Source organism: Bartonella sp. MR63HLJHH (assembly GCF_042194155.1).
Taxonomy (GTDB): Bacteria; Pseudomonadota; Alphaproteobacteria; order Rhizobiales; family Rhizobiaceae; genus Bartonella; species Bartonella grahamii.
The window spans coordinates 193,644-219,552 of sequence record NZ_JBHIMN010000003.1; the positions used below are offsets into that span (position 1 = coordinate 193,644).

20 protein-coding genes are annotated in these 25,909 nt (G+C 35.5%); 5 read left to right on the forward strand and 15 right to left on the reverse strand.

Features of this window, described 5'->3' with window-relative positions; all coding sequences use genetic code 11:
* Positions 1-112 precede the first annotated feature (112 nt).
* On the forward strand, positions 113-1,003 hold the full coding sequence (locus tag ACFIKQ_RS03365) for a metallophosphoesterase family protein (RefSeq protein ID WP_375635730.1): 891 nt from the start codon (positions 113-115) through the stop codon (positions 1,001-1,003).
* A gap of 1,324 nt (positions 1,004-2,327) precedes the next feature.
* Here the strand turns inward: ACFIKQ_RS03365 and ACFIKQ_RS03370 are convergent.
* The 12 genes from ACFIKQ_RS03370 to ACFIKQ_RS03425 all read right to left on the reverse strand — a co-directional run bounded on the left by ACFIKQ_RS03370 (position 2,328) and on the right by ACFIKQ_RS03425 (position 17,292).
* A complete protein-coding gene (locus tag ACFIKQ_RS03370) occupies positions 2,328-3,146 on the reverse strand; it encodes an outer membrane protein (RefSeq protein WP_375635731.1) in 819 nt (272 codons plus the stop codon).
* A gap of 708 nt (positions 3,147-3,854) precedes the next feature.
* Positions 3,855-6,800 (reverse strand): bifunctional [glutamine synthetase] adenylyltransferase/[glutamine synthetase]-adenylyl-L-tyrosine phosphorylase, encoded by a 2,946-nt coding sequence (locus tag ACFIKQ_RS03375; RefSeq protein WP_375635732.1) that lies wholly within the window; start codon positions 6,798-6,800, stop codon positions 3,855-3,857.
* Between the two features lie 77 nt (positions 6,801-6,877).
* Positions 6,878-8,260 carry an ATP-binding protein gene (locus tag ACFIKQ_RS03380; RefSeq protein ID WP_375635733.1) on the reverse strand — a complete coding sequence of 461 codons (1,383 nt, stop codon included), beginning with the start codon at positions 8,258-8,260 and terminating at the stop codon, positions 6,878-6,880.
* The gene (locus ACFIKQ_RS03385; RefSeq protein WP_012754868.1) at positions 8,257-8,943 is read right to left on the reverse strand and encodes a response regulator transcription factor; all 687 of its coding nucleotides are present in this window, start codon (positions 8,941-8,943) and stop codon (positions 8,257-8,259) included. The genes ACFIKQ_RS03380 and ACFIKQ_RS03385 overlap by 4 nt, the downstream gene beginning before the upstream one ends.
* A 72-nt stretch (positions 8,944-9,015) precedes the next feature.
* The gene (locus ACFIKQ_RS03390) at positions 9,016-10,527 is read right to left on the reverse strand and encodes a Do family serine endopeptidase (RefSeq protein ID WP_375655921.1); all 1,512 of its coding nucleotides are present in this window, start codon (positions 10,525-10,527) and stop codon (positions 9,016-9,018) included.
* A gap of 170 nt (positions 10,528-10,697) precedes the next feature.
* Positions 10,698-11,165, reverse strand: coding sequence for a cytochrome c-type biogenesis protein CcmH (locus tag ACFIKQ_RS03395; RefSeq protein WP_375635735.1), 468 nt, complete (start codon positions 11,163-11,165; stop codon positions 10,698-10,700).
* Position 11,166: 1 nt separating this feature from the next.
* On the reverse strand, positions 11,167-13,146 hold the full coding sequence (locus ACFIKQ_RS03400; RefSeq protein ID WP_375655923.1) for a heme lyase CcmF/NrfE family subunit: 1,980 nt from the start codon (positions 13,144-13,146) through the stop codon (positions 11,167-11,169).
* Positions 13,147-13,153: 7 nt separating this feature from the next.
* A complete protein-coding gene (ccmE, locus tag ACFIKQ_RS03405; RefSeq protein WP_375635737.1) occupies positions 13,154-13,633 on the reverse strand; it encodes a cytochrome c maturation protein CcmE in 480 nt (159 codons plus the stop codon).
* A gap of 297 nt (positions 13,634-13,930) precedes the next feature.
* Positions 13,931-14,704 (reverse strand): tetratricopeptide repeat protein, encoded by a 774-nt coding sequence (locus ACFIKQ_RS03410; RefSeq protein ID WP_375635738.1) that lies wholly within the window; start codon positions 14,702-14,704, stop codon positions 13,931-13,933.
* Between the two features lie 246 nt (positions 14,705-14,950).
* Positions 14,951-16,369 carry an ATP-binding protein gene (locus ACFIKQ_RS03415; protein WP_012754862.1) on the reverse strand — a complete coding sequence of 473 codons (1,419 nt, stop codon included), beginning with the start codon at positions 16,367-16,369 and terminating at the stop codon, positions 14,951-14,953.
* A complete protein-coding gene (locus ACFIKQ_RS03420) occupies positions 16,369-17,034 on the reverse strand; it encodes a response regulator transcription factor (protein ID WP_012754861.1) in 666 nt (221 codons plus the stop codon). The genes ACFIKQ_RS03415 and ACFIKQ_RS03420 overlap by 1 nt, the downstream gene beginning before the upstream one ends.
* A gap of 21 nt (positions 17,035-17,055) precedes the next feature.
* Positions 17,056-17,292, reverse strand: coding sequence for a hypothetical protein (locus ACFIKQ_RS03425; RefSeq protein WP_375628179.1), 237 nt, complete (start codon positions 17,290-17,292; stop codon positions 17,056-17,058).
* Between the two features lie 348 nt (positions 17,293-17,640).
* Here ACFIKQ_RS03425 and ACFIKQ_RS03430 point away from each other — a divergent pair, with 348 nt between their 5' ends.
* The 4 genes from ACFIKQ_RS03430 to ACFIKQ_RS03445 all read left to right on the forward strand — a co-directional run bounded on the left by ACFIKQ_RS03430 (position 17,641) and on the right by ACFIKQ_RS03445 (position 22,252).
* Complete coding sequence (locus ACFIKQ_RS03430) at positions 17,641-19,791, forward strand: transglycosylase domain-containing protein (protein ID WP_375635740.1); 2,151 nt, start codon at positions 17,641-17,643, stop codon at positions 19,789-19,791.
* Positions 19,792-19,808: 17 nt separating this feature from the next.
* The gene (locus ACFIKQ_RS03435) at positions 19,809-20,405 is read left to right on the forward strand and encodes a DUF1214 domain-containing protein (protein ID WP_375635836.1); all 597 of its coding nucleotides are present in this window, start codon (positions 19,809-19,811) and stop codon (positions 20,403-20,405) included.
* Positions 20,398-20,937 (forward strand): hypothetical protein, encoded by a 540-nt coding sequence (locus tag ACFIKQ_RS03440; protein WP_375635741.1) that lies wholly within the window; start codon positions 20,398-20,400, stop codon positions 20,935-20,937. The genes ACFIKQ_RS03435 and ACFIKQ_RS03440 overlap by 8 nt, the downstream gene beginning before the upstream one ends.
* A gap of 529 nt (positions 20,938-21,466) precedes the next feature.
* Positions 21,467-22,252 (forward strand): DUF1499 domain-containing protein, encoded by a 786-nt coding sequence (locus ACFIKQ_RS03445; protein WP_375655925.1) that lies wholly within the window; start codon positions 21,467-21,469, stop codon positions 22,250-22,252.
* A 1,086-nt stretch (positions 22,253-23,338) separates the two neighbouring features.
* Here the strand turns inward: ACFIKQ_RS03445 and ACFIKQ_RS03450 are convergent.
* The 3 genes from ACFIKQ_RS03450 to ACFIKQ_RS03460 all read right to left on the reverse strand — a co-directional run bounded on the left by ACFIKQ_RS03450 (position 23,339) and on the right by ACFIKQ_RS03460 (position 25,650).
* Positions 23,339-23,530 carry a hypothetical protein gene (locus ACFIKQ_RS03450; RefSeq protein WP_375655927.1) on the reverse strand — a complete coding sequence of 64 codons (192 nt, stop codon included), beginning with the start codon at positions 23,528-23,530 and terminating at the stop codon, positions 23,339-23,341.
* Positions 23,531-23,601: 71 nt separating this feature from the next.
* On the reverse strand, positions 23,602-23,880 hold the full coding sequence (locus ACFIKQ_RS03455) for a hypothetical protein (RefSeq protein WP_375655929.1): 279 nt from the start codon (positions 23,878-23,880) through the stop codon (positions 23,602-23,604).
* A 1,482-nt stretch (positions 23,881-25,362) separates the two neighbouring features.
* A complete protein-coding gene (locus ACFIKQ_RS03460; RefSeq protein WP_375655931.1) occupies positions 25,363-25,650 on the reverse strand; it encodes a hypothetical protein in 288 nt (95 codons plus the stop codon).
* Positions 25,651-25,909 lie beyond the last annotated feature (259 nt).

The following is a 25,909-nucleotide window of genomic DNA, read 5'->3' on the forward strand; positions in this document are numbered from 1 at the left end:
TTTTCTCATATTTTCAACAAGCTATTTTTCATTTTACAATCCTTCTTGCCTTTAAGTATCAACTTATCTTATGCTTATGCTCTAAATCATTTTTAATACTCTACGAGCTTTTATGTTTTATCTTGCCCATATATCGGATGTACATCTTTCCCCTCTCCCGCAACCTTCCCTTTTTGAACTTTCTGGAAAGCGTCTTACCGGTTATCTGAATTGGCAAAGAAAACGTAAGAGTCAAATGGTAACAAATGTCCTAGAAACTTTAATAGATGCCTTAAACAAAAAAAAACCTGATCATCTTGTGATCTCTGGTGATCTTGTGAATCTTGCTCTAGATAAGGAATTTGAACAAGCACATCGTTGGCTACTTAACTTAGGACAACCTCAAGATATTTCCTTGACATTTGGAAATCATGACGCCTATGTCCGCGGTGCTTTCCAAAAAGCATGTACTCTTTTTAAACCTTGGATCACAGGTGACGTCCCTCAAAAAAGCGCCTTTCTTTTTCCTTATATGCGCATTCGCAAAAATGTCGCCATTATAGCAACTTCTTCAGCCATCGCGACACCACCTTTTCAAGCTTCTGGTTATTTTGGTAAAATACAAGCGCAAACTTTACCACTCTTTTTAAAGGAAGCAGCACAGCGTAACCTTTTTCGTGTCGTCATGATTCACCATCCCCCCTTTCCCAAGGCAACATCTTGGCATAAAAAACTACGAGATATAAAACGTTTTCTAGACGTTATCAAATATCACGGTTGCGAACTTATTCTTCACGGACATACTCATTTACCTACATTGAATTACATTGAAGGACCTATAAAAAAAATTCCTATTGTTGGTGTTCCTTCCGCATCACAAGCTTTTGGTGATAAAAAACCACCCGCAGGCTTTAATTTATTTTCCATTGAACGCTTACAAAATCAATGGCACTGCCAATTGCAACGTTATAGCATTATAACCCCCCAAAACGAGATTGCATGTACTGAAACAATTAATCTTTAAACACCTTCATAGTTGCCAAAACAACCAAAAACGAAAGTATTTTTATTTCATATCCCTTTGGAAATCATAATTCTTATTTCTCTTTAAACGACAAAGTTCCACTTTCTCTGTCGATAAATCAATTTCTCTCAGAGAATTCCATCTGCTACCCCTCTTATATGACTGGCTTTACAAACTCATTGGTTTACTTCCTTCCCGTCCTAAAGGACGAAAATTTCTACCACACCTGATCTATAAATAATCCAGATTCTTGTCGCACGGATTCCACCTGCTAATTGTGCATGTGATTTGCTTCACAAAGCTCTACACACAAATCCCGCCTTGAATTTCATCATACACTCCTCCAAAAGCATCTAATGCATAAAATCCTTATATCACTACAGTGATGATATTTTATAGAATAATAGAGAAGCTTATTCAGCTTCTATACCTGAAAATCAATGACTAAAAAATCCCAATAATAACTAAAGTATATAATTTCAATAACCCAACCTATTTGTAATTGATAAACAAACGATGCTGATTGATTTATCGTAAATAGATTTGAAATTATTCTCTCTTATTTCACTCGACATTTATTATCGTACATTTAAAAGATTTATAAAAAATTATAGATTCTATTTCGATAACAGGCATAGGTAACAATGTTTTTTATGTCTCGATAAATTTCTAATTTTCTATCTATTTTTCCTATAAATCACTTTATAATACTCTTTATAATTATTTTATTACTATAAATTATTATTTATAATATTAAATAAAATATTTTACGATAACGAAAAACAGAAAAGTCGATTGTATGAAAGGTATTTCAAATAAAACAAAACGCCATTAAGTTGCCAATTCATGTGTTTGTTAAAAAAGCATCTTTTAAAGCACCCAAATCCATTTCCCCATGGCACCTATGAATAATGTGATGATAAGTCCATTTAGTAGCACCATCTTTACATTTATGAAAAAGCAAACTAGTATCAAATCTCACACTTTGCCACCCCCAATCTAGCGACAGCCTTTGGCACTTGAGATGGTTCATAAGAGGCATTTTTATTCTTTCTTTAATGTTTTTTATCTCACGGCTCTCCCTCCTTTGACGTACAAAAAACATGGTTTTGATTGGTTCAACATGGTATAGGTTAAAAATGAGAAAATCTTATGATACTTGGGGCTCTCACTCAACATAAAAAGGTAAATTATATTTACAAATCAAAGTATTGTTCGAATAAAATAGTAGCTCTTTTGAGTGAAGGATATTTTCCAGCACATATCTAAAAAATAAAAGCCTCATTCGAAAATGAGACTTTTGAATTTTTAATTCTGCAAAAATTTAAAATTTATAAGCTACACCTACGCGGAAATCGTTTGTCTTGTAGCCCATTTCAAATTTATCATGCACGAACTTCTTTTTACCAAAATCTGAATAACGGTATTCTGCACGCACAATAACATTATCAGTCATTGCAAAATCAACACCACCCCCGAGGGTATAACCAATCATGGTCTTTTTTTCATCATGCAACCAATCAGAAAAATTAACTGCTCTGTTGTTGCTATCAGCAACTAACCCAAAAATATTCTGAAGCTGCGTATAAGCAACCCCACCAGAAACATAAGGCATCACACGCTCAATCGCAAAACCAACTTTCACCCGCGTAGCACCAGCCCATTTTTGTTTTAAAGTATGGCGTACAGCTTCAATAGGTATTGCCGAATCCTCCTCATGAGAATCTCTTGTTAGATTTGTTTCTTCTGAAGAAGCTTCTTCAGTTTGACTTTTTTTTGGTCGATTAATGTCTTTTGTACTCTTTTTATCAGCCCACATAATATCCGTATCAATACCTATAATAAAACCATTATCGATATCAATATTGGAACCTGCATAAACTCCCCCTATAAAACCAGAAAGTTTAGGTAAATCCTCCTTTCCAATTGGATTCCATATCCCCGTCTCATCTTTTAAATAACTTGCAGTTGTTTTACCTGAAAAGCTACCAATCTGTCCTCCAAGATAAAATCCTGTCCAAGAAAAAGCAGGAACTGCAATAACAGGAACAGGCTGTTCAGGAGTAATGACATCCGCCGCTTGTACTACAGAAATTGAAATTAAAGAAAAGATAGATGTTGAGACTAAATACTTTGTAATCATAATTGCTCCCCTAAAAGCTAATGTGATACATAAATAATAGTAAATCGTTTCACATTTTTTTTAAAAAATCTATAGCAAAAATGACACAGTTACAAAAAAATAAAAGTAGTTTTAATAAATAATATTATAAAAAACTTTAAATATGCTTTGTATTTCCATTAATTATTACATATTATCTTTTATAGCTTCATATTAATCATTATTATCCATAATTATACAAATAATTATACAAATAATTATAATGTCATTTTTTTGAAAAAATGAGGTATGTAATCAATAAAGCTTTTTATCATATTGATTTCAATATGTTGGTATTATTAGTGTAATGAGACATAATCTCTATAAGTTTTTATATAAATCTGTACGATCAAATACGATCAAAATACTCTTGCATATATTCTTGTGTTGAATATCTCTTAATTCATAAATGTATCTGATATACTGCTGCTTAATAAATGACCCATATGCTTTTTCATATACAGGAGATAAGATTCATAAAGAATATCATTCACTAAACTCGTCACTCATCGCTTTTTGTATAAAGAATGACACCTAGAATGGCACATTTAACAGAGAATTTTTTTCATCACACTTGAGAAATCAGTAGAGAACTTCACTCTAACCCTCTCAAGCGTGTAATGAAATAAAAGACAAAAATTAATATATAAAAATGGAATTAATAATTTTTATTATTCTTATAGAATTATTTTAATGTTTCATGATTTTTGTAAAAACTGAACAGACCAATTGCCCAGTTTCTGCAATTAACTTTTCAACACGAAGCAAATCAGGTTCCCCAACACTATTTAACAAAAGGTCACTTAATCCAGGTGGCATATTATTGGGATCAAGAGAATCATTTAAGCAAAGCCGTATAATTTGACTCAAATTTGTATAAAGACGATAGGCATAATGTAAATCAGCAATACATGACTGATTAAGAAAACTGTTTGGTAAGTGATCTAAAATATCAGCTGTTGTTGCTCCAATTTGAAACTCAATGACATGCGTAATAAGAGAAAATTGAGCAATAAACTCCAAATCCATAATGCCACCAGACATCGTTTTTAAATCCCATTGATTTTTTGGCGGCTTTTCTTTTGCAATCAAGGAACGCATTTCACATACTTCTTTTGCAACTTCCTTCTTATCACGAGAAATAGCAATAATTGCACACACTTCATTTTCTAGCTTTTGTAAAAAATCAGGATCTCCTGCAATGCCTCGAGCCCTTGTTAAAGCAAGATATTCCCATATCCATGCTTCTTGGCGATAATACTTTTTAAAAAATGGAAAAGAAACAGCAACAGGTCCTTTATTGCCTAACGGCCGTAACCTTAAATCAACGACATAAAGAACACCTTGGCTTGTAAGAGTGGATAAAGCAGAAATGAGGCGCTGTGCTAAACGCGTATAATATTGAGAGATATAAAGAGGCTTTTCTCCATCAGATATTTCTGCATCATCATCGTGTTCATAAAGCAAAACGAGGTCAACATCGGAATCTGCCGTCAATTCGCGACTTCCAAGCTTCCCCATACCCAATATGCCAACACGCCCCCCTTTAACACTACCATGAAGACGAGAAAATTCCTCTTGAACGGCAGCAAATGTTTTTGTAATCATAAGATCAGCAAGCGCAGTAAAAGCAAAACCCGCTCTTTCTCCTGTAATTGCACCATTCAAAATTCGAATACCAATCAAAAAACGTTGTTCATCTGCAAAAATTCTTAAATGATCGAGAATTTCCTCATAAGGAAAGATATTTTCAAGAAAATATTCAAGCCGTTTTTCTAAATACGTTTTTGTTGGTAATTCTGAAAGAATATTCGGATCTAACATTCCATCAAAAACATGGGATCTGCGTGTAATAATTTCTGCAAGACGTGGAGCAGCGCCCATAATAAGGACAAGCATATCCAAAAGAGAGGGATTAGACTGCAAAAGACTAAAAAGCTGAATTCCTGAAGGTAAGCCCTGTAAAAAACTATCAAAACGCAACATCGCCTCATCAGCTCGTTTTGTCCCACCAAAAGCTTTCAAAAGAGCTGGTGTTAATTCCGTTAATCTCTCGCGTGCTTCGGCTGATTGCGTTGCTTTATAACGACCACAATGGAGAGTACGCATAATACGACAAATATCACTTGCTCTTTCAAAGCCTAAACGGCTTAACGTTATTAATGTCTCCGGATCATCTTCTTCACCTGTAAAAACTAAATTACCAATTTCTAAACCAAGTTCTTGCTCATTCTCAAACAGTGCTGCATAATGTTTTTCAACAACCTGAAGTGTTTTTAATAAATCACGGATAAAACTGCTGCTGTCTTGATAACCCATTAAATAGGCAACACTTGTGAATTGAGCAATATCATTTGGAAGAAGGTGTGTTTGTTCATCGAAAAGCATCTGAATACGATGTTCCACATTTCGAAGAAAAGCATAACTTTTTATAAGGCTATTTCTGGTTTTCTCACTGATCCAACCAAGCGTGTGAAGTTCTGCTAACATTGCAACTGTCTGGCGTCCACGTAATTGAGGAAAACGCCCACCAGCAATGAGCTGTTGTGTCTGAACAAAAAACTCAATCTCACGAATACCACCACGACCTAACTTTATATTATGCCCATAAGCTGCAATTTGACCGTAATTTTTATGCGCATGAATTTGACGTTTGATCGAATGAATATCAGCAATAGCAGCGTAATCTAAATATTTCCGCCACACATAGGGAAAAAGCTCTTTAAGAAAGTTAAAACCTGCCCTCTTATCGCCAGCAACTGGACGTGCTTTAATCATGGCTGCTCGTTCCCAATTTTGCCCACGCCCTTCGTAATACCGCAAGGCAGTCCTTACTGGTAAAGCCAAAGGAGTTGATCCTGGATCTGGACGAAGCCGAAAATCAAGACGAAAAACATATCCTTCCGCAGTGCGTTCTTGAATGATACGGATTAATCGGCGTACCATTTTAGAAAATACGTCAACACTTTCAGAAAGATTACCAATATGAGGTGATGTTTCATCAATGAAAACAATAAGATCAATATCAGAAGAATAATTAAGTTCCCCTGCTCCTAATTTTCCCATCCCTAAAATAATTAAACCACAGTCTTTTTCTGGATTTTCACGGCTTAATAAATTGATCTTACCATGATCATGCGCTTCTCTTAATAGAAAACGCAGCGCTACACTTAATGCTGCTTCGCCCAAACGTGTCAACCAAACACATGAAACTTCGTAAGTAAAAACACCACTCAAATCAGCTAAAGCAATGAGAACATGCGCTTCTCGTTTTTTGCGCCTTAAAGCAGCCATCAATGAAGTTTCATTTATAGATTCATCCTTATCAATAGCCGTAATATCATCTATAATTTCGCTCAGCCTTGTTTCTATATCAACATTTAATAAAGCACTAAGATATGATGGATTGGCAATTAAAACCTCACGCAAAAAAGGAGATAAGGTCATAACCGAACTGATAAAAACTATCTGCGTTCCACTCTCTGAAATAAGGGAAACAAGCGATTCTAAACCTTCTTTCCTTGCTTGTTCTTCCATGTCTTTTAACCATTGGGAACCACTTTTATCGAGAGGGCATAAAGGGAGAAGCTGTGTTTTTAAAAAAGCTTGTTTCGTCTGCGCTCCCTTGAAAAGCATTTTGCCTTCCTTTCTATTGCTTTATACTTTTAAAATAGTTGTTACGTATGAAAAGAGAAAAGTGAAGAAAAATGTCTTTAAGGAAATAACAAAACAGCCCTAAGCCCTGGATTTGCATTTTCAAGTAACAATTCACCCCCGTGAAGCTTCATAACTGCTTTTGCTATACTTAAACCAATCCCAAACCCAGGTTGTGTACGGCTTTCTTCAAGACGAACAAATCGTTCTGTCACTTTTTCAAGTTTATCCTCTGCTATTCCTGGTCCATTATCACTCACAACAACTAACAAATGTTCATCACGATATTCCATTGATAAGCAAACCTCCGCTTTCCTTTTACCTTTAGAAGCATATTTAATGGCATTATCTATAAGGTTAAAAATTGATTGTGCAACAAGCTCACGATTCAACTTAAGCTCTTTATCAAATATATTCCCCAACCGAAGTAAAACACCTGACTCTTCAGCAAAAGGTTCGTAAATCTCAACAGCATCTTCAAGGATCAGTTTCATATTCATCATTTCAAGATGCTCAATTGCACTGCTGGCCTCAATACGTGAAATCATTAAAATCGCATTGAACGTACAAATAAGTTGATCTGATTCTGCAATAACCCTATCAAGGACCTGACGATATTCAAGCTTTGTCTTATTTCCTGAAAGCGCTTCTTCAGCGCGATTTCTAAGACGCGTTAACGGCGTTTTCAGATCATGAGCAATATTATCTGATACTTGACGTAAACCAATATTTAACTCTTCAATGCGGTCTAACATAACATTAAGATTAGTTGACAATCGATCAAACTCATCCCCTACTCCAGAAACAGGTAAACGCCCACTGAAATCACCATCCATCAGGCGCTGTGATGCAGCCGTTACATGATCAATCCTTTGTAAAGCTCTCCTGCCAACAAAAAACCATATGAGTAAAGCGCCTCCAACCATCGCAGCAAGTGCAATGATCACAGCTTTACGAATAACCACTGCAAAACGTTCTGGCTCATCCAAATCGCGTCCTATAAGAATCTTCATAGCATTAGGTAAATCAACAATAACCGCCAAAGCGCGATGTTCACTTGTTTTGCCATGTTCTCCAAAACGAGAATACAAAAAAGAGGTAGAAATAAAACCACTCTGATTCAAAAGACCTAATTCAATACGTGCTACATTTCCTGCTAAAATACGCCCCATAGAATCCGTGACAAGATAAAGAAATGCTCCTGGTTGTCTTGAACGATAATCAATAGTGCGCATTAATAAGGATAATCCCCCATAATTATAAGCATTTTCAATATACTTTAATTCTTCATGTAAAGCCTGTTCAGTTTGCTCTGTTAACAATGAAGCAGAAAATGCCGTCATATAAATAGAAAGCCCTGTTGCCACCAAGCCAAACAATAAAATATAAAGTGCTGAAAGCCTTAGCGCCGTCGTGCGCATTATATTAATCAAACGATTCATGCTTTGTTATCTGGTGCTTTCAGCATATATCCAGCTCCACGCACGGTATGGAGAAGGGGAACATCAAAATCTTTTTCAATTTTGGCTCTCAAACGGGAGATATGGACATCAATGACATTCGTTTGTGGATCAAAATGGTAATCCCAAACATTTTCCAAAAGCATAGTGCGTGTAACAACCTGCCCCGCATAGCGCATCAAATATTCAAGTAAACGAAACTCTCGTGGTTGCAATAGGATGTTTCTATCACCCCGTTTTACCGTATGTGCTAGCCGATCAAGTTCAAGATTACCTACACAATAAACAGTTTCTGCTTCTTTAGGATTTTTCCGCCGTTGTAAAACTTCAACACGCGCAAGAAGTTCAGAAAAAGCATAAGGCTTTGTCAAATAATCATCTCCCCCTGCACGCAACCCCGTTACACGATCATTAACTTGCCCTAAAGCCGAAAGGATAAGAACCGGTGTTTCATTGCCTTTAGCACGCAATTCAGCAATAATAGAAAGGCCATCACGATGCAAAAGCATTCGGTCAACAACCATAACGTCATAATTTTCCGTGGTCGCTAAAGCGTATCCCGTATCCCCATCATAAGCAACATCAACAGAATGCCCTACTTCCAAAAAAGCCTTTTCGAGATAATGCCCCGTCTCATGATCATCTTCAATAACGAGTATCTTCATAAAACGTATCTCCATTATTTTATTATGTTGTAGGACAAACATTTAATAAACATTTGTCCTACAACTAAAGCCTTATTTTTTCAAAATTGGAAGAGCAACAAAACGATTTTGATCATTTGTTCGCACTTGTAAGAGTATAGCCTTTCGTCCTAACTGCTGAGCATTTTTGATTGTGTTAACAATATCAGAGACTTTTTTAACCGGTTTATTATTTACTGTCACAATGATATCACCAGGGCGTATCCCTTTATCTGCAGCATCTGAATCTGTATCGACATCCGTTACCACAACCCCTACACCATCATCAGAAGGTATAACAATCAGACCATAATCTTCCAATGTTTCATCTAAATCACCCCGTTCATTTGAATGTTTTGAAGCCTCTTTCTTACTTTCATCTTCAGACATTGAAGCGAGTTTAACCTTGATACTTTCCTCCTTACCTGATCTCCAAATCCCTATGGTTACCGTTTCTCCTGGTTTAATATTTGCAATACGTTTCGCCAGATCACGTGCATCAGCAACCTTTTCATTATTCACGGAAATAATTACATCACCCGCTTTAATACCAGCCTTTTCTGCCGGCCCTTTTAACGGATCAGTGACCAAAGCACCTTTGGCTTCTTTCAAACCTATTGAATCGGAAATCTCCTTTGTTACCGGCTGAATCTGAACACCTAACCAACCACGTTGAACTGAACCTTTTTCAATAAGTTGTTGTACAACCTGTTTTACAGTCGCTGCCGGAATAGCAAAAGCAATCCCAACATTTCCTCCAGAAGGAGAAAAAATTGCTGTATTAACCCCAACAACCTTTCCATTAAGATCAAATGTTGGGCCACCAGAGTTTCCTCTATTAACAGCAGCATCAATCTGAATAAAATCATCATACACACCAGTGCCAATATCACGTCCACGTGCAGAAACAATACCTGCTGTCACAGTTCCACCAAGGCCAAATGGATTCCCAATGGCAACAACCCAATCCCCAACACGAAGCTTTGAATCATCACCAAAATCAACATAGGAAAATTTTCTTTTATCACTTACTTTTAATACGGCAAGGTCGGTTTTGGGGTCTTTCCCAATAAGCTTTGCGTTCAATTCTGTACCATCATCAAGAACAACAGTATAACTTGTTCCGTCAGAAATCACATGATCATTGGTTACAATGTAACCATCAGACGAAATAAAAAAACCCGATCCAAAAGCAATAGGACGGAGTCTCCGTGATTGGTGGGGAAATTTATTTTTAGGTTTATCAAAATCATAAAACTCTTTAAAAAATCTTTTCAAAGGATGCTGGTCTGGTAATTGATCAAATCCTGGACCACTAAAAAAGTTGCTAAAGAACCTATCTTCTTTCTTTTTATTGCTCTTTACTTGTACTGCTACAACTGCTGGTTTCACTTGAGCAACAATATCGGCAAATCCCTGTTGTTGCATTAACGAAGTAAATACAGAACTTGCATGAGCCTTTGTCATCAACAAGCTTGATGTACATCCACTAAAAAACAGTGCACTTTCCAATATCGCAGAAAAACTCACTGCGACAAACGTTTTAAAGAAAGCCTTTTTAACCATTTACTCTATGCTCCTATTCAATTATACCTTTATTCCAATTGCGATCACTTATAAAATACTAGACCTTACCGTTTTCTGTCTAAATTATTAAAGTTTTGTAAGGTTTCAGTATCCCCTAATATAATTATAATAAGATTGTATGCTCATTGCAGATGAGCCGATTTTTTCTTTTATGTAACATCTTTTTTAATGCAATGGCATTTTTGACTGTCTTTTTCATTCAGATAACTCATTATTTTCTCATGATTATTCCGTTTTAAGTGGAAAAATATGATATTTGTGCCAATGATGATGATGATCAAAGGCGAAAACCATAAAAACCAAGTTATTTTATTCAATGGTGGTTTCAAGAGAATAAATTCACCATATCGTTCAACAAGAAAGTCAGTGACTTGCTGGTTACTATAGCCCATTTTTAGCCTTTCCCGAATTAAAAGCCGTAAATCACGTGCTAGAGCAGCATCTGAATCATCAATTGATTGATTTTGACAAACCGGACAACGTAAATGTGATGAAATATGGCGTGCTCGCGCTTCAAGAACCTTATCCTTTAAAATCTCATCCGGCTCTACTGCTATTGCTAATCGAAAAGGAAACGTTGCAATTAAAAAAAATAAAATCCAAAGATTTTTTTTCATCTCAATGTCTTTTCCAAAAATTTAAAGCAAGCAGTACCCTATTGTACATGCCAATGCGAAACCAATACCCCAGAAGAGAAAGACATCCGCCTACAGCCATCATGAATGCCCCTAACCAAATACATATTACATAAGGCTTCCACCATATGTGTACAACAAGGCCCCGATTATCGGTATGCCCTGGTACAATATATAGCTGCGATAAGCCATGATTTTGAAGACCAACTTCTGTTGTTGATGTATTTTGGCTTGAATAAAATCGCTTTGAGGCTGTTACATGACCCACAATGTTTTTATTTTCATATATTTTAAAATAAAACTCCATTGCCGAATAATTCAAACCAACACCTTCATACACTGCATCAAAATGAAGCGTTTTATCCGCTATCGTCACCCTATCCCCTACGTTCATGATTAAAATACGTTCTTGCCCAAAACTTGCCACACAAACAATACCAAATAATGTAACACCTAATCCCATATGTGCTATTGCTGCACCAAAAGTAGACCATGGCAATCCAAGAAATCTCTTAACGCGTATTGAAAAAGCTCTCTTGCCATATCCACTCTTTCCCCATAGATCCGCTAAACTGCCTAGAAAAACAAACGCTGAAAGCCCAATCCCTAAAACTGCAAAGATATCACGCAAAGATGTCGCATAAAATATTATAAAACAGACGATAGTAGCCAATACAAAAACAAACCATAACCGTTCAAAAACTGCAAGAAAATCACCGCGTTTCCATGCCATCATTGTTCCAAACGGAACAAACAACAACAGCAAAATCATTAGCGGTCCACAGGTAAGGTTAAAAAAAGCAGCCCCTACAGAAATTTTTTGTCCTGTTAATATCTCAATAAAATAAGGATAAAGCGTACCAATCAATACTGTTGCTGTTATTGTTGTAAGTAACAAGTTATTTAAAACAATAAACCCTTCACGTGAAATTGGTTGAAAAAATCTTTCTGTTTTTAAAATAGGGGTGCGCAAAGCAAAAAGAAGAAAAGCCGCTCCCGTAAAAAAAAATAAAAGCGCAAGAATTGCTTGCCCCCGTGCTGGATCAACAGCAAAACTATGAACAGAAACTAAAAGCCCCGAACGCACAAGAAAAGTTCCCATCAGAGAAAGAGAAAAAGTAAGCAGCGCTAAAAACAAAGTCCAACTTTTCAATATTTCTCGTTTTTCGAGAACAAGAGCAGAATGTAAAAGAGCCGTTCCTGAAAGCCAAGGCATAAACGAAACATTTTCAACAGGATCCCAAAACCAATAGCCCCCCCATCCTAGCTCATAATAAGCCCAATAGGAGCCAACCATAATACCCAATGTTAAAAAACACCAAGAAAGTAAAAGCCACGGACGAATCCCACGCGCCCAAACTCTATCAACATGTCCCATAATCAATGCCGCAACGGCAAAAGAAAAACAGAGTGAAAAACCAACATAACCTAAATAAAGTAGCGGTGGATGAATTGCTAATGCGATATCTTGTAAAAGAGGATTGAGACCATTTCCCTGCAATGCTGGTGGATTCACACGTAAAAATGGATTGGATACAAAAAGAATAAATAAAAGAAAAGCACTTGTAATCCAACTTTGGCAAATTAAAACAAGCGTCTTAAAATCTTCTGGCAAATGTTGGCTAAAAAAGGCCATCAATGCACTAAAAAAAGCAAGACTTAAAACCCATAACAACATAGAGCCTTCGTGGTTGCTCCAAACACCGGTAATTTTATAGAGCATCGGTTTTTCTGAATGAGAATTCTCAACAACGTTCAAAACAGAAAAATCAGATACAACATAAGCATAAATTATCACTAAAAAAGATAAAAGCAGTAATGTAAAAGTGATATATGTTAGAGGAACAGCTGTTTGCATTAACAAACGCTCTCTCCACCAAAAACCTAAAGCAGGTAAGAACGCCCCTAATAAGCTTACTGAAAATGCTGCAGCTAAAAAAATATGACCCAGTTCGACAAGCACACTCGAATTATTTCTCCATAATGTAATGTTTTTTTAAACGATCAGCTGTTTCTTTAGGCATATAAGTTTCATCATGTTTTGCTAAAATACGCGTCCCTACAAAAAAACCCTGTTTATCGAAATGCCCTTCTACAATCACCCCCTGACCTTCACGAAAAAGATCCGGTAAGGCACCGTTGAAAACCACTTTTTCATGTTTTTTGTTATCCGTTACAAAAAAAATAACGCCTCTCTCTCCAACATATTGAACAGTCTCCTTTTCAACAAAGCCACCCAAACGCAAAGGGCGCCCCGTTAAAATATCTTCTCTTGTAATTTCAGAGGGCATTCTAAAAAAACTGACCGCATGACGCATTGCATACACTATAAGACTTGCTGCAACTGTCATAACCAAACAACATAATAATATGATCAGCAAGCGCTTTTTTTTTCGCTGCTCTAAAATAACCTTCAACGAAGAAGAATTCTTTAAAGATTGACTTTTCATAGACACTCTACGAAAAAATTAAATATGTTATAATGAGTATCGATATTTCATTTTTTAAGAGCTTTGCACATCTTCTACATAGGTGCAACTTTTTATCCAATACCTCACCTTTGCTAACAAGCTTATCAATATCTTTCTTCCTTTTTTAGTTTTACAACCAATTTTTATTTAACCTATAACCACTTATATCACGCTCTTTACATTCTTCATTTCTGTTCTTCAATCTTCTTCACAAACACCTACTTCTAAGAGATTACTTCTCTTGTCTTTCTAAACAGCATTTCTCTTTATATTTCATCATCTCAATTGGCGATGATTGCTTTTCTTTGTATGCTCACTCGATAAATCATGTAACTGAATCATCATTTTTTTAACACGTGATTGTCCTGAAAAATTTTCAGGCATTGTATCAAGAAAGCTTTGTAAAAATTGCACTGCCTGCGCAGTTTTTCCTGCTTGATGCAATGCATCGGCCAACAATAAACGTGGATAAAAATCTGTTGGCGCTAAATCTGCTGCTTTTTGAAAAGCATTTTGTGCTTCTTGTGTTATCACTCCCCCTTCATAACCAACCAATGCTAAACCATATCCTACAAGCCTTGGAGCTGTTTCTCCATTCAAACGAAGTGCGTCTAAATAAGTATTCACAGCCTCTTGAAAAAGGCTTTCTTCGAGATACCCTACCGCTAACGCATCTGCTAGCTTGCCATCATGAGGTGCACGGAAAAAAAGCACTTGTAAACGAATAAGCTTTTCTTGCTTACTAAGAGTTTTAGGATCCTTATCCATTAATTCGCTAAAAAAATAACTTTTCACTTCTGGACTGCCTGTCAGCCCATAAATATTCCATGTCATAAGAAGAACAAATAAAATACTTAAAGCCTTAAGAATATTTCTTTTTTTATAATGCATATAAAGCTTGTTAAACTCAATCGTATGCTTATGACTTCTATAACCATCCACGGTTTGAACTTTCCATTCTTTCTTTATCTCATCGTCAAAACGTAGTGAACGAAAAAGAATACTTGCCAGAAAAGTCAGAAAAAATGCTGCAAAAATTAATAAGAGCATATCACTTTTTTCCAATACGAACAGAGAATGTCTCGCTTACATTTTACCCTCTTCATGAGAAGAGTGATGTGAATTGATAAAAATTCATTTTTTCATGGAAAATATTATAAAATCTATTGTCCATTTTTCTTATATATATCAACTAAACAAAGAAACTAAAAACAATGTTTCCCTACTCTTTATGTATTATCTGAAAATACTGCTTTACAAACTTTATAGACATTTCTTGCTTAAGGAGAAAATATGTTATTCTCCCATCTTAGGTAATAAAACTTTTGCATACAACCCACCCAAATCAGAACGTGATAAAAAGAGCTTGCCACCATATTCACTGACCATATCTGAAACAATTGCTAGCCCTAAGCCTGCCCCTAGTTTACTTTCATTAAACCGCCGCCCTCTTTTTAATGCTTCCTCCATTTTGTCTTCTGTTAAACCAGGGCCATCATCTTCTACAAAGATACTAAAATATTCTGTTTCTTCAACATTTTCTTCTAAACAACAAGAGATCAAAACCTTTGCTCGAGACCACTGAGTAGCATTTTCAATCAAATTCCCTATAATTTCTTCTAAATCTTCCTTCTCTCCAGAAAAAACAATATCATCAACATCCATAATAAATTGAATTTGTTTTTCAGGATTAAGCTTTTTCATAACCCGCACCAAACGTTCAAGCACACTGCGAACAGACGTATGATAGACAATACTATCGCATTGTGCTGCAATCCGCGCACGCTGAAGATAATGATTGATTTGAGCTTGCATTATTTGCGTTTGCTCTCTCAACAAACAAGCCTTTTCTCCGCGCATCTTATCTGTCTCATTCATAATCACGGATAGAGGCGTTTTCAATGAATGCGCAAGATTACCAACCTGTGTGCGAAATCGCTCAATAATACGCTGATTATTATTAATGAGAGCATTCATCTCTTGTACAAGCGGCATTACTTCGCTTACTAAATCCGTATTCACATAGTGAACTTTTCCTTCGCGAATATCATTCAATGCGCGTCGAATAAGCTTCAACGGTTGAAAACTAAAGAAAATAATAGCAATATTAATAAGGACACTCCCGATACCAAAACTCCAAAGAAAAATTTGCAAAGTTCGCTTAAATTCCTTTACCTGGGCATGAGCTTCATCGATATTCCCAACAAGCCGAAAACGTGCAATATGATTTTCATTATCAAGAACAACATCACTCTCTATCACTTGTAGCTTTTGACCATTGTTCCCCTTTATCCGATAAGAGCGAAAGAACTTATTGTCAAAAGGTATATCAACATCACTTGGTGTAAATATCTCGCCTGTTCCCAATGAGGGGGATGTCAATCTTCCTTTTAAATTATGAGATATCGCAACAACTTCCCAATACCATCCTGTTGTTGGATCAGAATAACGAATATCATCAATCCCAGCCCCTCCTCTCAAAGTACCTTCCGATGACACCGTCACTGTTGCAATAAGACTGTAGAGTTGAGCAGAAAGAATACGCTCTAGGCTTTGTTCAGTTGAACGTTTATAAAATAAAATACTTACTGCAGAAATCGATAAAAGAGAAATAACAACCCATAATGTTGATAAGACCATAACACGTAAACTGAGAGATCGAGTAATTACAAAAAAGAACCTCCTACACCAATTATTCTTTTCGAAAGTATTCATTAATCACCTAGCGTTCTCACGCGATACCCCATTCCTCGAATAGTTTCAATCAAATCCACTCCAAGCTTTTTCCGTAACCGACCTACAAAGACTTCCACCGTATTCGAGTCCTTATCAAAATCCTGATCATAAAGATGTTCAGTAAGTTCTGTTCTTGAAATGACCCTGTCACAATGATGCATGAGATACGAAAGCAGTCTGAATTCATAAGATGTTAGTTTAATCAACTGACCATCCACAAAAACACGGGACGTCTTCGTATCCAACAAAACATTTCCGCAACATAATGCACTTGTCGCATGTCCCGTAGCGCGACGAATTAATGCTCGTAAACGCGCCATCACTTCCTCCAAATGAAATGGCTTCACAACATAATCGTCAGCCCCAGCATCAATACCGTGCACCTTATCAGACCAACGGTCTCGCGCCGTTAGCATTAAAACAGGCATGGAGTGCCCTTCTTGACGCCATTTTTCAACAACACGAATACCATCAATATACGGTAAACCTATATCAAGTATCACCGCGTCGTAAGACTCTGTGCTCCCTAAAAAATAAGCCTCTTCACCATCGAAAGCACTATCGGAAACATATCCTGCACGTCTTACAGCTTCTGCTAATTGATGATGAAGATTCCGATCATCTTCAACGATTAAGATACGCATCACAACACCATCTGCCAAAGACTAATCAGCAGGAACAAAAAACTCAACACGACGTAACTTTTCCCCATTACGGGCTGGTACAACAATCACAATTGCACACATGCCCTTTCCATCCTGAACAACTGGGTTTGAACGGACGAGAACCCCGCTCTCTTGCGCAGCAACCTTCTTACCTACTTCAGCACACCCAGAAGCTAGAACAGAATCTGCTCCTAAAAAAGCTGCTATTATTACGAACAAGAATTTTTTTTTCATCATAAATATTTCACTAACCCACCTCTTCTCTTCCTTGATAAAGGATAAAAGAAATAATGGCTTTTTTGGGTCGATTTAAAAATCACAAATGGAAATAATTTATCCTCTATCTTACAGAAGAATGCATTAACATTACTTTAAATTTTTAAAAACTCAAAATAAAATATTTTTAATAATGAGAATAAAATTTATTAGATAAAATAATAAAATCTTAATACACTATCTTACGAAAAATGAATAATTCTAAAATAAACTCTTTCTCTGTTAGCACTATAGCAAAAAAATACTTCTACTCCATATAATTATTGTAGATTTGTTTGGTTGTATTTCTTTGCCATAGGCTCTCTTTAAATGTTTGATTTTTTTAAAAAAAAGAAAAGGCAACACCGTAAGCCATTTCACAGTCCTGCTCTCATTGAATTAGACGCACGATTAGATACAGCGCTTTATCACATTCGTTCTGCTAACAGTTTTTTCTGGAAAAAGGCAAAAATCATCTCACAAAATTTTCATCTTCAAGGATGGAAACGTTTTATCGTTGAAGTTCTCGATGAAATACTGACATTAGGGTTGATGGGATTTACTCTTTTCACTATTTTGGGCATTTCTGTTTTTGAACTGACCAAAACAGATTGGTCTTCTCCTAAAAACTTTTCCATTCTTTTTCTAGATCGCTATGGAAATTCCATTGGGCACCGTGGTGCACTGCCGGCAATCTCTGTCCCCGTTGAAGAAATGCCTGACACTGTCATTAAAGCGGTTCTTGCTACAGAAGACCGTCGTTTTTTCGATCATTGGGGTATTGATTTTCAAGGACTTACACGGGCAATTTCACAAAATATGCAAGCTAAAGGTGTAGTGCAAGGTGGTTCAACTCTCACACAACAATTGGCTAAAAATTTATTCTTAACAAACGAGAGAACCATAACACGTAAAATCAAAGAAGCTTATCTTGCTCTTTGGCTAGAAGCAAATTTTAGCAAAAAACAGATTTTGCAACTTTATCTTGACCGCGCCTATATGGGAGGAAACAATTTTGGTATTGCAGCAGCTGCAAAATTTTATTTTGGAAAAAACATACGTCATGTATCTTTAAGTGAATCTGCTATGTTAGCAGGACTCTTTAAAGCTCCAACAAAATATGCTCCTCATAGTCATCTCTTTGCAGCTCAAACACGTGCCAATGTAGTCCTTTCTAATCTTGTTAATAGTGGCTTTATGACGAAGAGCCAGATTATCAATGCGCATCGCCACCCTGCTAGGGCACTTCCCCAAATAGAAAATAATCAGGCTGATTATTTTCTTGATTGGGCATTCGAGGAAGTCAAAAAAATGCGTAATCAACTTCCAAGCCATAGTTTAATTATTCAAACGACCCTTGATCCGAATATTCAAAAAGCAGCAGAAGAATCAATTGCATATCATTTACATCAATATGGTCAACAATATCGCGTAACACAAGCTGCCACTGTTATACTCGATAATAACGGTGCCGTATGCGCAATTGTTGGAGGACTAGATTATAAAAAGAGCCAATTTAACAGAGCGACACAAGGCGGACGGCAAACTGGTTCTTCATTCAAACCTTATGTTTACGCAACCGCACTGGAACACGGACTTTCTCCCTCAACAATCGTTTTAGATGCTCCTATTAATTGGGGAGGTTGGACACCAAAAAATAATTCTGGTCGTTATTTGGGGAAAATTGATTTAGCAACAGCTTTAGCTTTTTCCATTAATACAGTCCCTGTGTATCTCACCTATCAATATCTTCACCGCGATACCAAACCCATTATAGATCTCATCAAGAATATGGGGATTAACGCGCATATTTTATCACACAAAACGATGGTTCTTGGCACTTCCAACATGACCCCCATGGATCAAGCAACTGGCTTTAATGTCTTTGCGAATGGCGGGATAGCTGGTAATCGGCATGGGTTCATGCAAATCAGAACAATCGATGGGCATGTGATATGGGATTTCGAGCATAACGGAAATAAGTTACACCGAGTTCTCAGCAGACAATCAGCTGCCTATATGAACCAAATGATGGTGGGTGTCACAACACGAGGGTCTGGTAAGCGTGCTGCTCTGCCCATGACTCTTGTCGCTGGGAAAACTGGAACATCACAATCCTATCGTGATGCTTGGTTTGTTGGCTTTACAGGCAATTATACTGGAGCGGTATGGATGGGAAATGATAACTTTTCACCGATGAATCGTGCTTTTGGAGGTGGCGTTCCTGCCATGATATGGCAACGCATCATGCTTGCTGCACACCAAAATATCATGCTCAAACAGCTCTATGGTGTTAAAGATTCTCTTCTTCCTTATCATTCCCCAATACTTTCCTCCCATGTAGATTCTGAATTTTTTCCCCAAACACCCTCTACGCTTTCTCCTGAAACATTAAATATCGTGCGATTGATTAACAAAGATCTGAAAAAAACATCTGCAATTTCTTTGAAAATGAAAACAACTGGAGATTCAACATTTTGAATTCAAGATATTCTATGATGTTTTTTAATATCACCATTTTCTTTTTTATCTTCGCTTTTTCTATTTTATGTGGAAAATTGAGTGTCGATTATGTGCTCAATTCCTTTCATCATTTTGGACTCTTTAGAATTGGAAAATGGAGTGCTTATCCACAAATTGGAACCGCCAATATGGATCCTTATACCCGCGCCCGCACCGCTAAACAAGGCATTGTTTCACTCGGACGCACTGAAGGCATTCAATTCCAGATTTGGCAAGATAACCAAGGGCGTCCACTCCACTCTCGCTGTCATTATTTGCTCAAAGGCACCATTCCTGAAACCCGTCTTTTTACCCTTTATACAGCTGATAAGTCCCTAAAGCCCTATACTTCATCGAAAGAAATACCTTTTGAACTCCATACGAACGCTGTTACTTATGAGCATGATGGCTCATTGCACATCAATATTTCACCTACACCGCAAGCCGGCAATTGGCTTGCAACAGTTAGTCAAAAAGAATTCGGGCTTATTCTTACCTTATATGATACCTCAATCATCTCTGCAACGGCATTACAAAAGCTTACAATGCCCTCAATAGAACAAATTCCATCAGGACAAATAAATTGTGACTAGATTCATTTATATCGCACTTCTTGCAATCATTGGCGCTATTATCGTTCATATTTGCGTTCTCTTTCTGATCCCCTATTGGGCACAAAATAATATATGGACAGCACTTAAAAAATCCGGAGCCCCTTATCAATTTGTTGCTTTTACTCCCGATAATCCTATTCAACAATCTGCTGATCCACTCTTTCTTCTTAAAGTCTGCAGATTTAATCTTGAAAATGGACCTGTTCATTTAAAAGCTTTGAAAACACGACAATTTTGGACATTAGCAGCTTACACACACAACGGAATTATTTTCTATAGCCTTAATGACAGAACAGCCCCTGATAATATACTCGATCTTATTATTGGAAAACCAATACAAATAATAGAACTCAAAAAATCAAAACCTAAAAAAAATGCTAATTCAGTTTTGCTTGCTAAAAATTTGAATGAAGGTTTTGTCATTTTACGTATTTTTGCTCCTTCTTCACTTGCAAAAAAGGAAAGTGAATCTTTCCTTTCATCTGCGACCTGCCGCATATTTTATGAATAAAAACGGACTAACCTCTCATTTGTACAACACCTTACTTTCTATACAAAATAAACAAAGCCTATCAAAATGGTTATCTTTTTCCTCTATTAATCGAATATTCGAATTCAGGTTTGTCTGATTGTAGATCCCTAAATTTTTTATTGAAGTAGTATGAAATCTCTGTTGCACATCATCATATCCTATTTGATACACATTATCTGACAGAAAATACTCCCCGCAATCAGAAGAGAAAAATCAAAATTCTAAATAAATATGCTACTAACAACCGTAAAACTTGTTATTTGAATTTATTTCTTTTTATTTACAAACATTCCCATAAAATTCGCATCAATGACATGATAAACTATAGAAGAAATACTGATTACCTTCAATGAAGTGCCAAAATAATCGCTGGAAACTTATAAGACATTACGCATCCTTGACCTCAAAAATAAGTGCTTTATTTTTGTTTTATGAGCATAAGCTTTTTGTAAGGTATACACTCTGAAAAAACTTGGCTTATAGTTTACAATTGAGGGGAAAAAACTTCATGAAGAAGAGATATGTTCGGTTCGTTTCAAGAGCAGCAGTATGGTCCCCTCGATTTGGTGGATTGGCGTTCTTTATTTTATTATTTTCAGTCATTTTACAACGTTTTTCCGTCATTAACGTAACCGACTTCATAATTTTGATAGGTATCTCTACTGGCTGTGTGATTATTTCTCTTTTTCTTGCTGTAAAAACACTTTACAGCTTATGGGTCTATGGAGCCCTAGGGGGAATGAAAGCTTTAAAAGGGATCATTTATTCATTAATAACTGCTACACCATTGATGTTATTTTTTGGACTTTGGTTTACCTTACCGGCTCTTTACGATATTTCTACCGACACACAAAGCCCGCCAGCTTTTTTTCGCACAATACGTCCCAGCGATGCTTTACCGCTCAAGAGTGTATTGACTGAACAAGCAGCAATACAGATCTCACAATGGCCAGAAATGTCAGGGCGCCGTTATGATGGTTCACCTGATCGTATTCGCGAATCTGTTCTCAATGTTTTAGCAGCCTATGATTGGCCTGTTGTGGCACAACGAGAGTTTAAAGGTGAAGAAAATGCGCTTTATATTGAAACAATGGCAAAAACTTTTTACCTTGGTTTCATTTCAGACATTATCATTCGTTTAACTGATGAAGGGGATACTACTTTCGTTGATATGCGTTCTGCTTCTCGTTATTTGCCAAGAGATTTGGGGACAAATGCTGCTTTTATTATCGATTTTATGGATGCACTTGATACAGAAATCGCCTCATTTCCTCTTTCTGAAGATAATGAGTAGAGGCTAGAAGTATAGTAAGTTACATTTACTAAATTAGCTTATTTCAAAAATAAATTTTGAGACGTGCGGAAACGAACAAATCAGTTATCGTCTCTCGACGGCCATAAGCATTACTGACAAGTTCTTTGACCACCCAAAAGCAACTTATAGCCTCTTTTTAGCGCGTGACATATAGATAAAATATTTGAATTCAAATTCTAAACTTAAATACTATAATTGATTTTACATATATTTTTTATACTCAGAAATCTCATCATAAGAGTAGTCAAGAAAACTTCTCTAATAAGGAAATTAATCATTTCTTACAGGCTTATTTTTCCAATAAAAATAGAAAAATAAATCTTCATCAAGAAAGATGAAATACATTTATTATAAAATATGATGCATATGTAATATAGTTACAGAAAATATCAACAATAAAATACACATAAATTCATCTGTATTTTACAATAAATGATTATTTCAATTTCATAATAATAAAACAAAAATTATATATAATTACAAATAATATAAACTTATTTAAATGAAAATCATTTTTTATAAAACATAATTTAAATATAAATAATAAAAAATACAGAAAACAACCCAAATGTCTTAATCGCTTCCTTTATACTATTTTTCCAACTGTCACCACTGTATCTATAAATTAATGAAAATATAAAAATAAATATTGAAAATAAAATATCAAAAACATTATTATATAAATATAATAAATAATCATTTTTCATATAAATAACGTATACAAATAAAAACTGTTATAGAAAGTAATATAACGAATATAATGAAAAAAAATGTTCTTAAAAAAATTTTTTTCACAATTTCTTTGTTACTATAACCTTTAAATTTATACTGTAAAAACATGTCATAGAAAAATATAAATAAAGCACATGTAGAAGATAATAATTCTGCAATAATACGAATAAGATCATTCATAAAAAAATCCAAAATAAAATATCTATTATCATACACAAAAATATCCCTGAAATCAGTTTAGCCATAGCTTTAAAGTATGTTTACAATATCACTGATCTCAGAAATATCTTACTAGCTATCTTCTAAATAAATTAGAAACAGCCTCCCTCTACTTTACGGATGACATTGATTGTACTTATCTTTAAAACCGTTAATAGCTCCTCCTAATCCGCCTGCTACTGCTGTTTCCGGACCACCTAATAAACCAATTAATGCTCCTACGCCTCCCTTTATGGCTGTTGATACAACATAATCGCTTACTTCACAACTTGGATTCGGATGGCATTCATTGTACTTATCTATCAAACCGTCAGCAGCTCCTTCTAATCCGCCTATTGCTGCTCCTCCCAGACCAAATAATGCACCAGATGCTAGTCCTATGCCTCCGTGTATGGCAGCTGCTTCAGCATAATCGCTTGTTTCACAACTTGGTGCCGTATGGCTGCATTGTATTTATCTACCACAGCGTCACCAGCTCCTGCTAGTCCACCTCCTATTGCTCCATTGACAAAGCCAGAACCGACACCTTTCGGTCCAGAAAAAAGACCTCCAACTGCACCAGCAATACCTCCTATTACTTCTCCTATGATGCCGCCTGCACCTTCTGCTTGGGAATGAGCGCCTGCGCTACAATTATCTTCTTCTGGAAAAAGCAAAATTTTTAGATGTGAGTTAATAATTGAATCATGTAATGAGCATGCTATTTAGCAAAAAATCAAATATAATTTGTAAAAATATATAACTCATAATAAATAATAAAATAATGATAATAACGTAATTCTATATTATTTTAAAATTCCTATATATTTAACTAATAAAATTCCAAAATAATATAATATAAAAAACGTAATTGTTTATAATATTTTCCTTTTTATACTCCAGTTCTTACCTTTAGATCTATTGTAAAAAAAATTGAAAATCCATATATAAACGTTACCAATAAGGCGCCAGTAAAATTATTCATAACAAAAAAATCCAAAATAAAATATCTATTGTCTTAAACAAAAATATTCCTGAAATCAATTACCATAGCTTTAAAGTATGTTTACAATATCACTGATCTCAGAAATATCTTTATCGTTATTTTCTAAATAAATTAGAAACAGTGTTCTTCCACTTTACGGATGGCATTGATTGTACTTATCTATCAAACCGATAGCAGCTCCTAATAATCCGCCTCCTACTACTCTAGGTAGACCAGCTACTGCACCCAGCCCCTCCTCCTAATAAGGCTCCCACGAGACCGCCTGTGCCTACTGTTTGAGCATAAGAGCCTGCGCTACAACCATCTTATTCTGGAAAAAGCCAACTTTTGGGATGTGAGTTACTACTTTAATCATCTGATGATGCATGCTATTTAGCAAAAAAATCAAATATAATTTGTAAAATGTATAAATTATGATAAATAATAAAATGCTGATAATAACGTAATTCTATATTATTTTAAAATTCCCGTATATTCAATTAATAAATTTTCAGCATAATATAGTATAAAAAACCTAATTGTTGATAATATTTCCATTTTTATACTCCAGTTCTTACCTTTAAATCTATTGTAAAAAACATGCAAAGTCCAAATCCAATTGCTGTCATTAAGGAGCTAGTAAAAGTATACATAACAAAAAATCCAGACTGAAATTTCATCCACTTTATGAATGATTTAATAGAGAGAGAGCAATAGAGTATAATTCAAATAATAAACTTAACTCAAATAATTATAATTTTATATATAAATAATTTTTATAAAATTCCCATATATTTAACTAATAAACTTCCAGAATAATATATTATAAAAAATATAATTGTTGATAATATTATTCTTTTTATACTCCAGTTCTCACCTTTAAATCTATTGGAAAAAAACATGAAAAATCCAAATGCAATTGCTGTCACTAAGGAACTAATAAAAGTATACATAACAAAGAATCCAAAATAAAATATCTATTATCATAAACAAAAATATCCCTGAAATCAGTTTAGCCATAGCTTTAAAGTATGTTTACAATATTAACTGATCTCAGAAATATCTTTATAGCTATTTTCTAAATAAATTAAAAACAGTGTCCCTCCACTTTACGGATGGCATTGATTGTATTTATCTATAAAACCGGTAGCAGCTCCTGTTAGTCCGCCGCCTACTACTCCACCGAGAAAGCCCGTACCTGCACACCTTCTAGCCTAGCAATAGAACCTCCGACTGCACCAGCACCTCCTCCTGTTACTACTGGTATGATGCCGCCTAGGTGGAAATTAGTACCTTTACTAAAATTTGGGATACTAGCATTAGCATCTGTAATCCAACTTTGGAAATTATTACTACTAAAAATTTGGATATTATCACCTTTACTCAAATAATCTCCTGAAACAAACAAACTTGATAAATGTGAACCGCTAACTGGATCATGTGATGAGCCTGAACTAGCCATTTTTAGTCTCCTTTTAATTATTAAAAATAACTGTATCACAACGATACAGCGACAATTTCATTATTGTGCTGTTTAAAAAATGTCAAATATAATTTGTAAAAATAATAATAAAATACTGTATAAACAATAAATGCATTATGTTTATAACTCATTCACACAAAATGTATACTTTTTATTTAGTAATAATACTATTTACAATACTGTTTAAATATGCGACATCCATCGCTCTTTCTCTTAAACAAAATCATAAATTCAAATG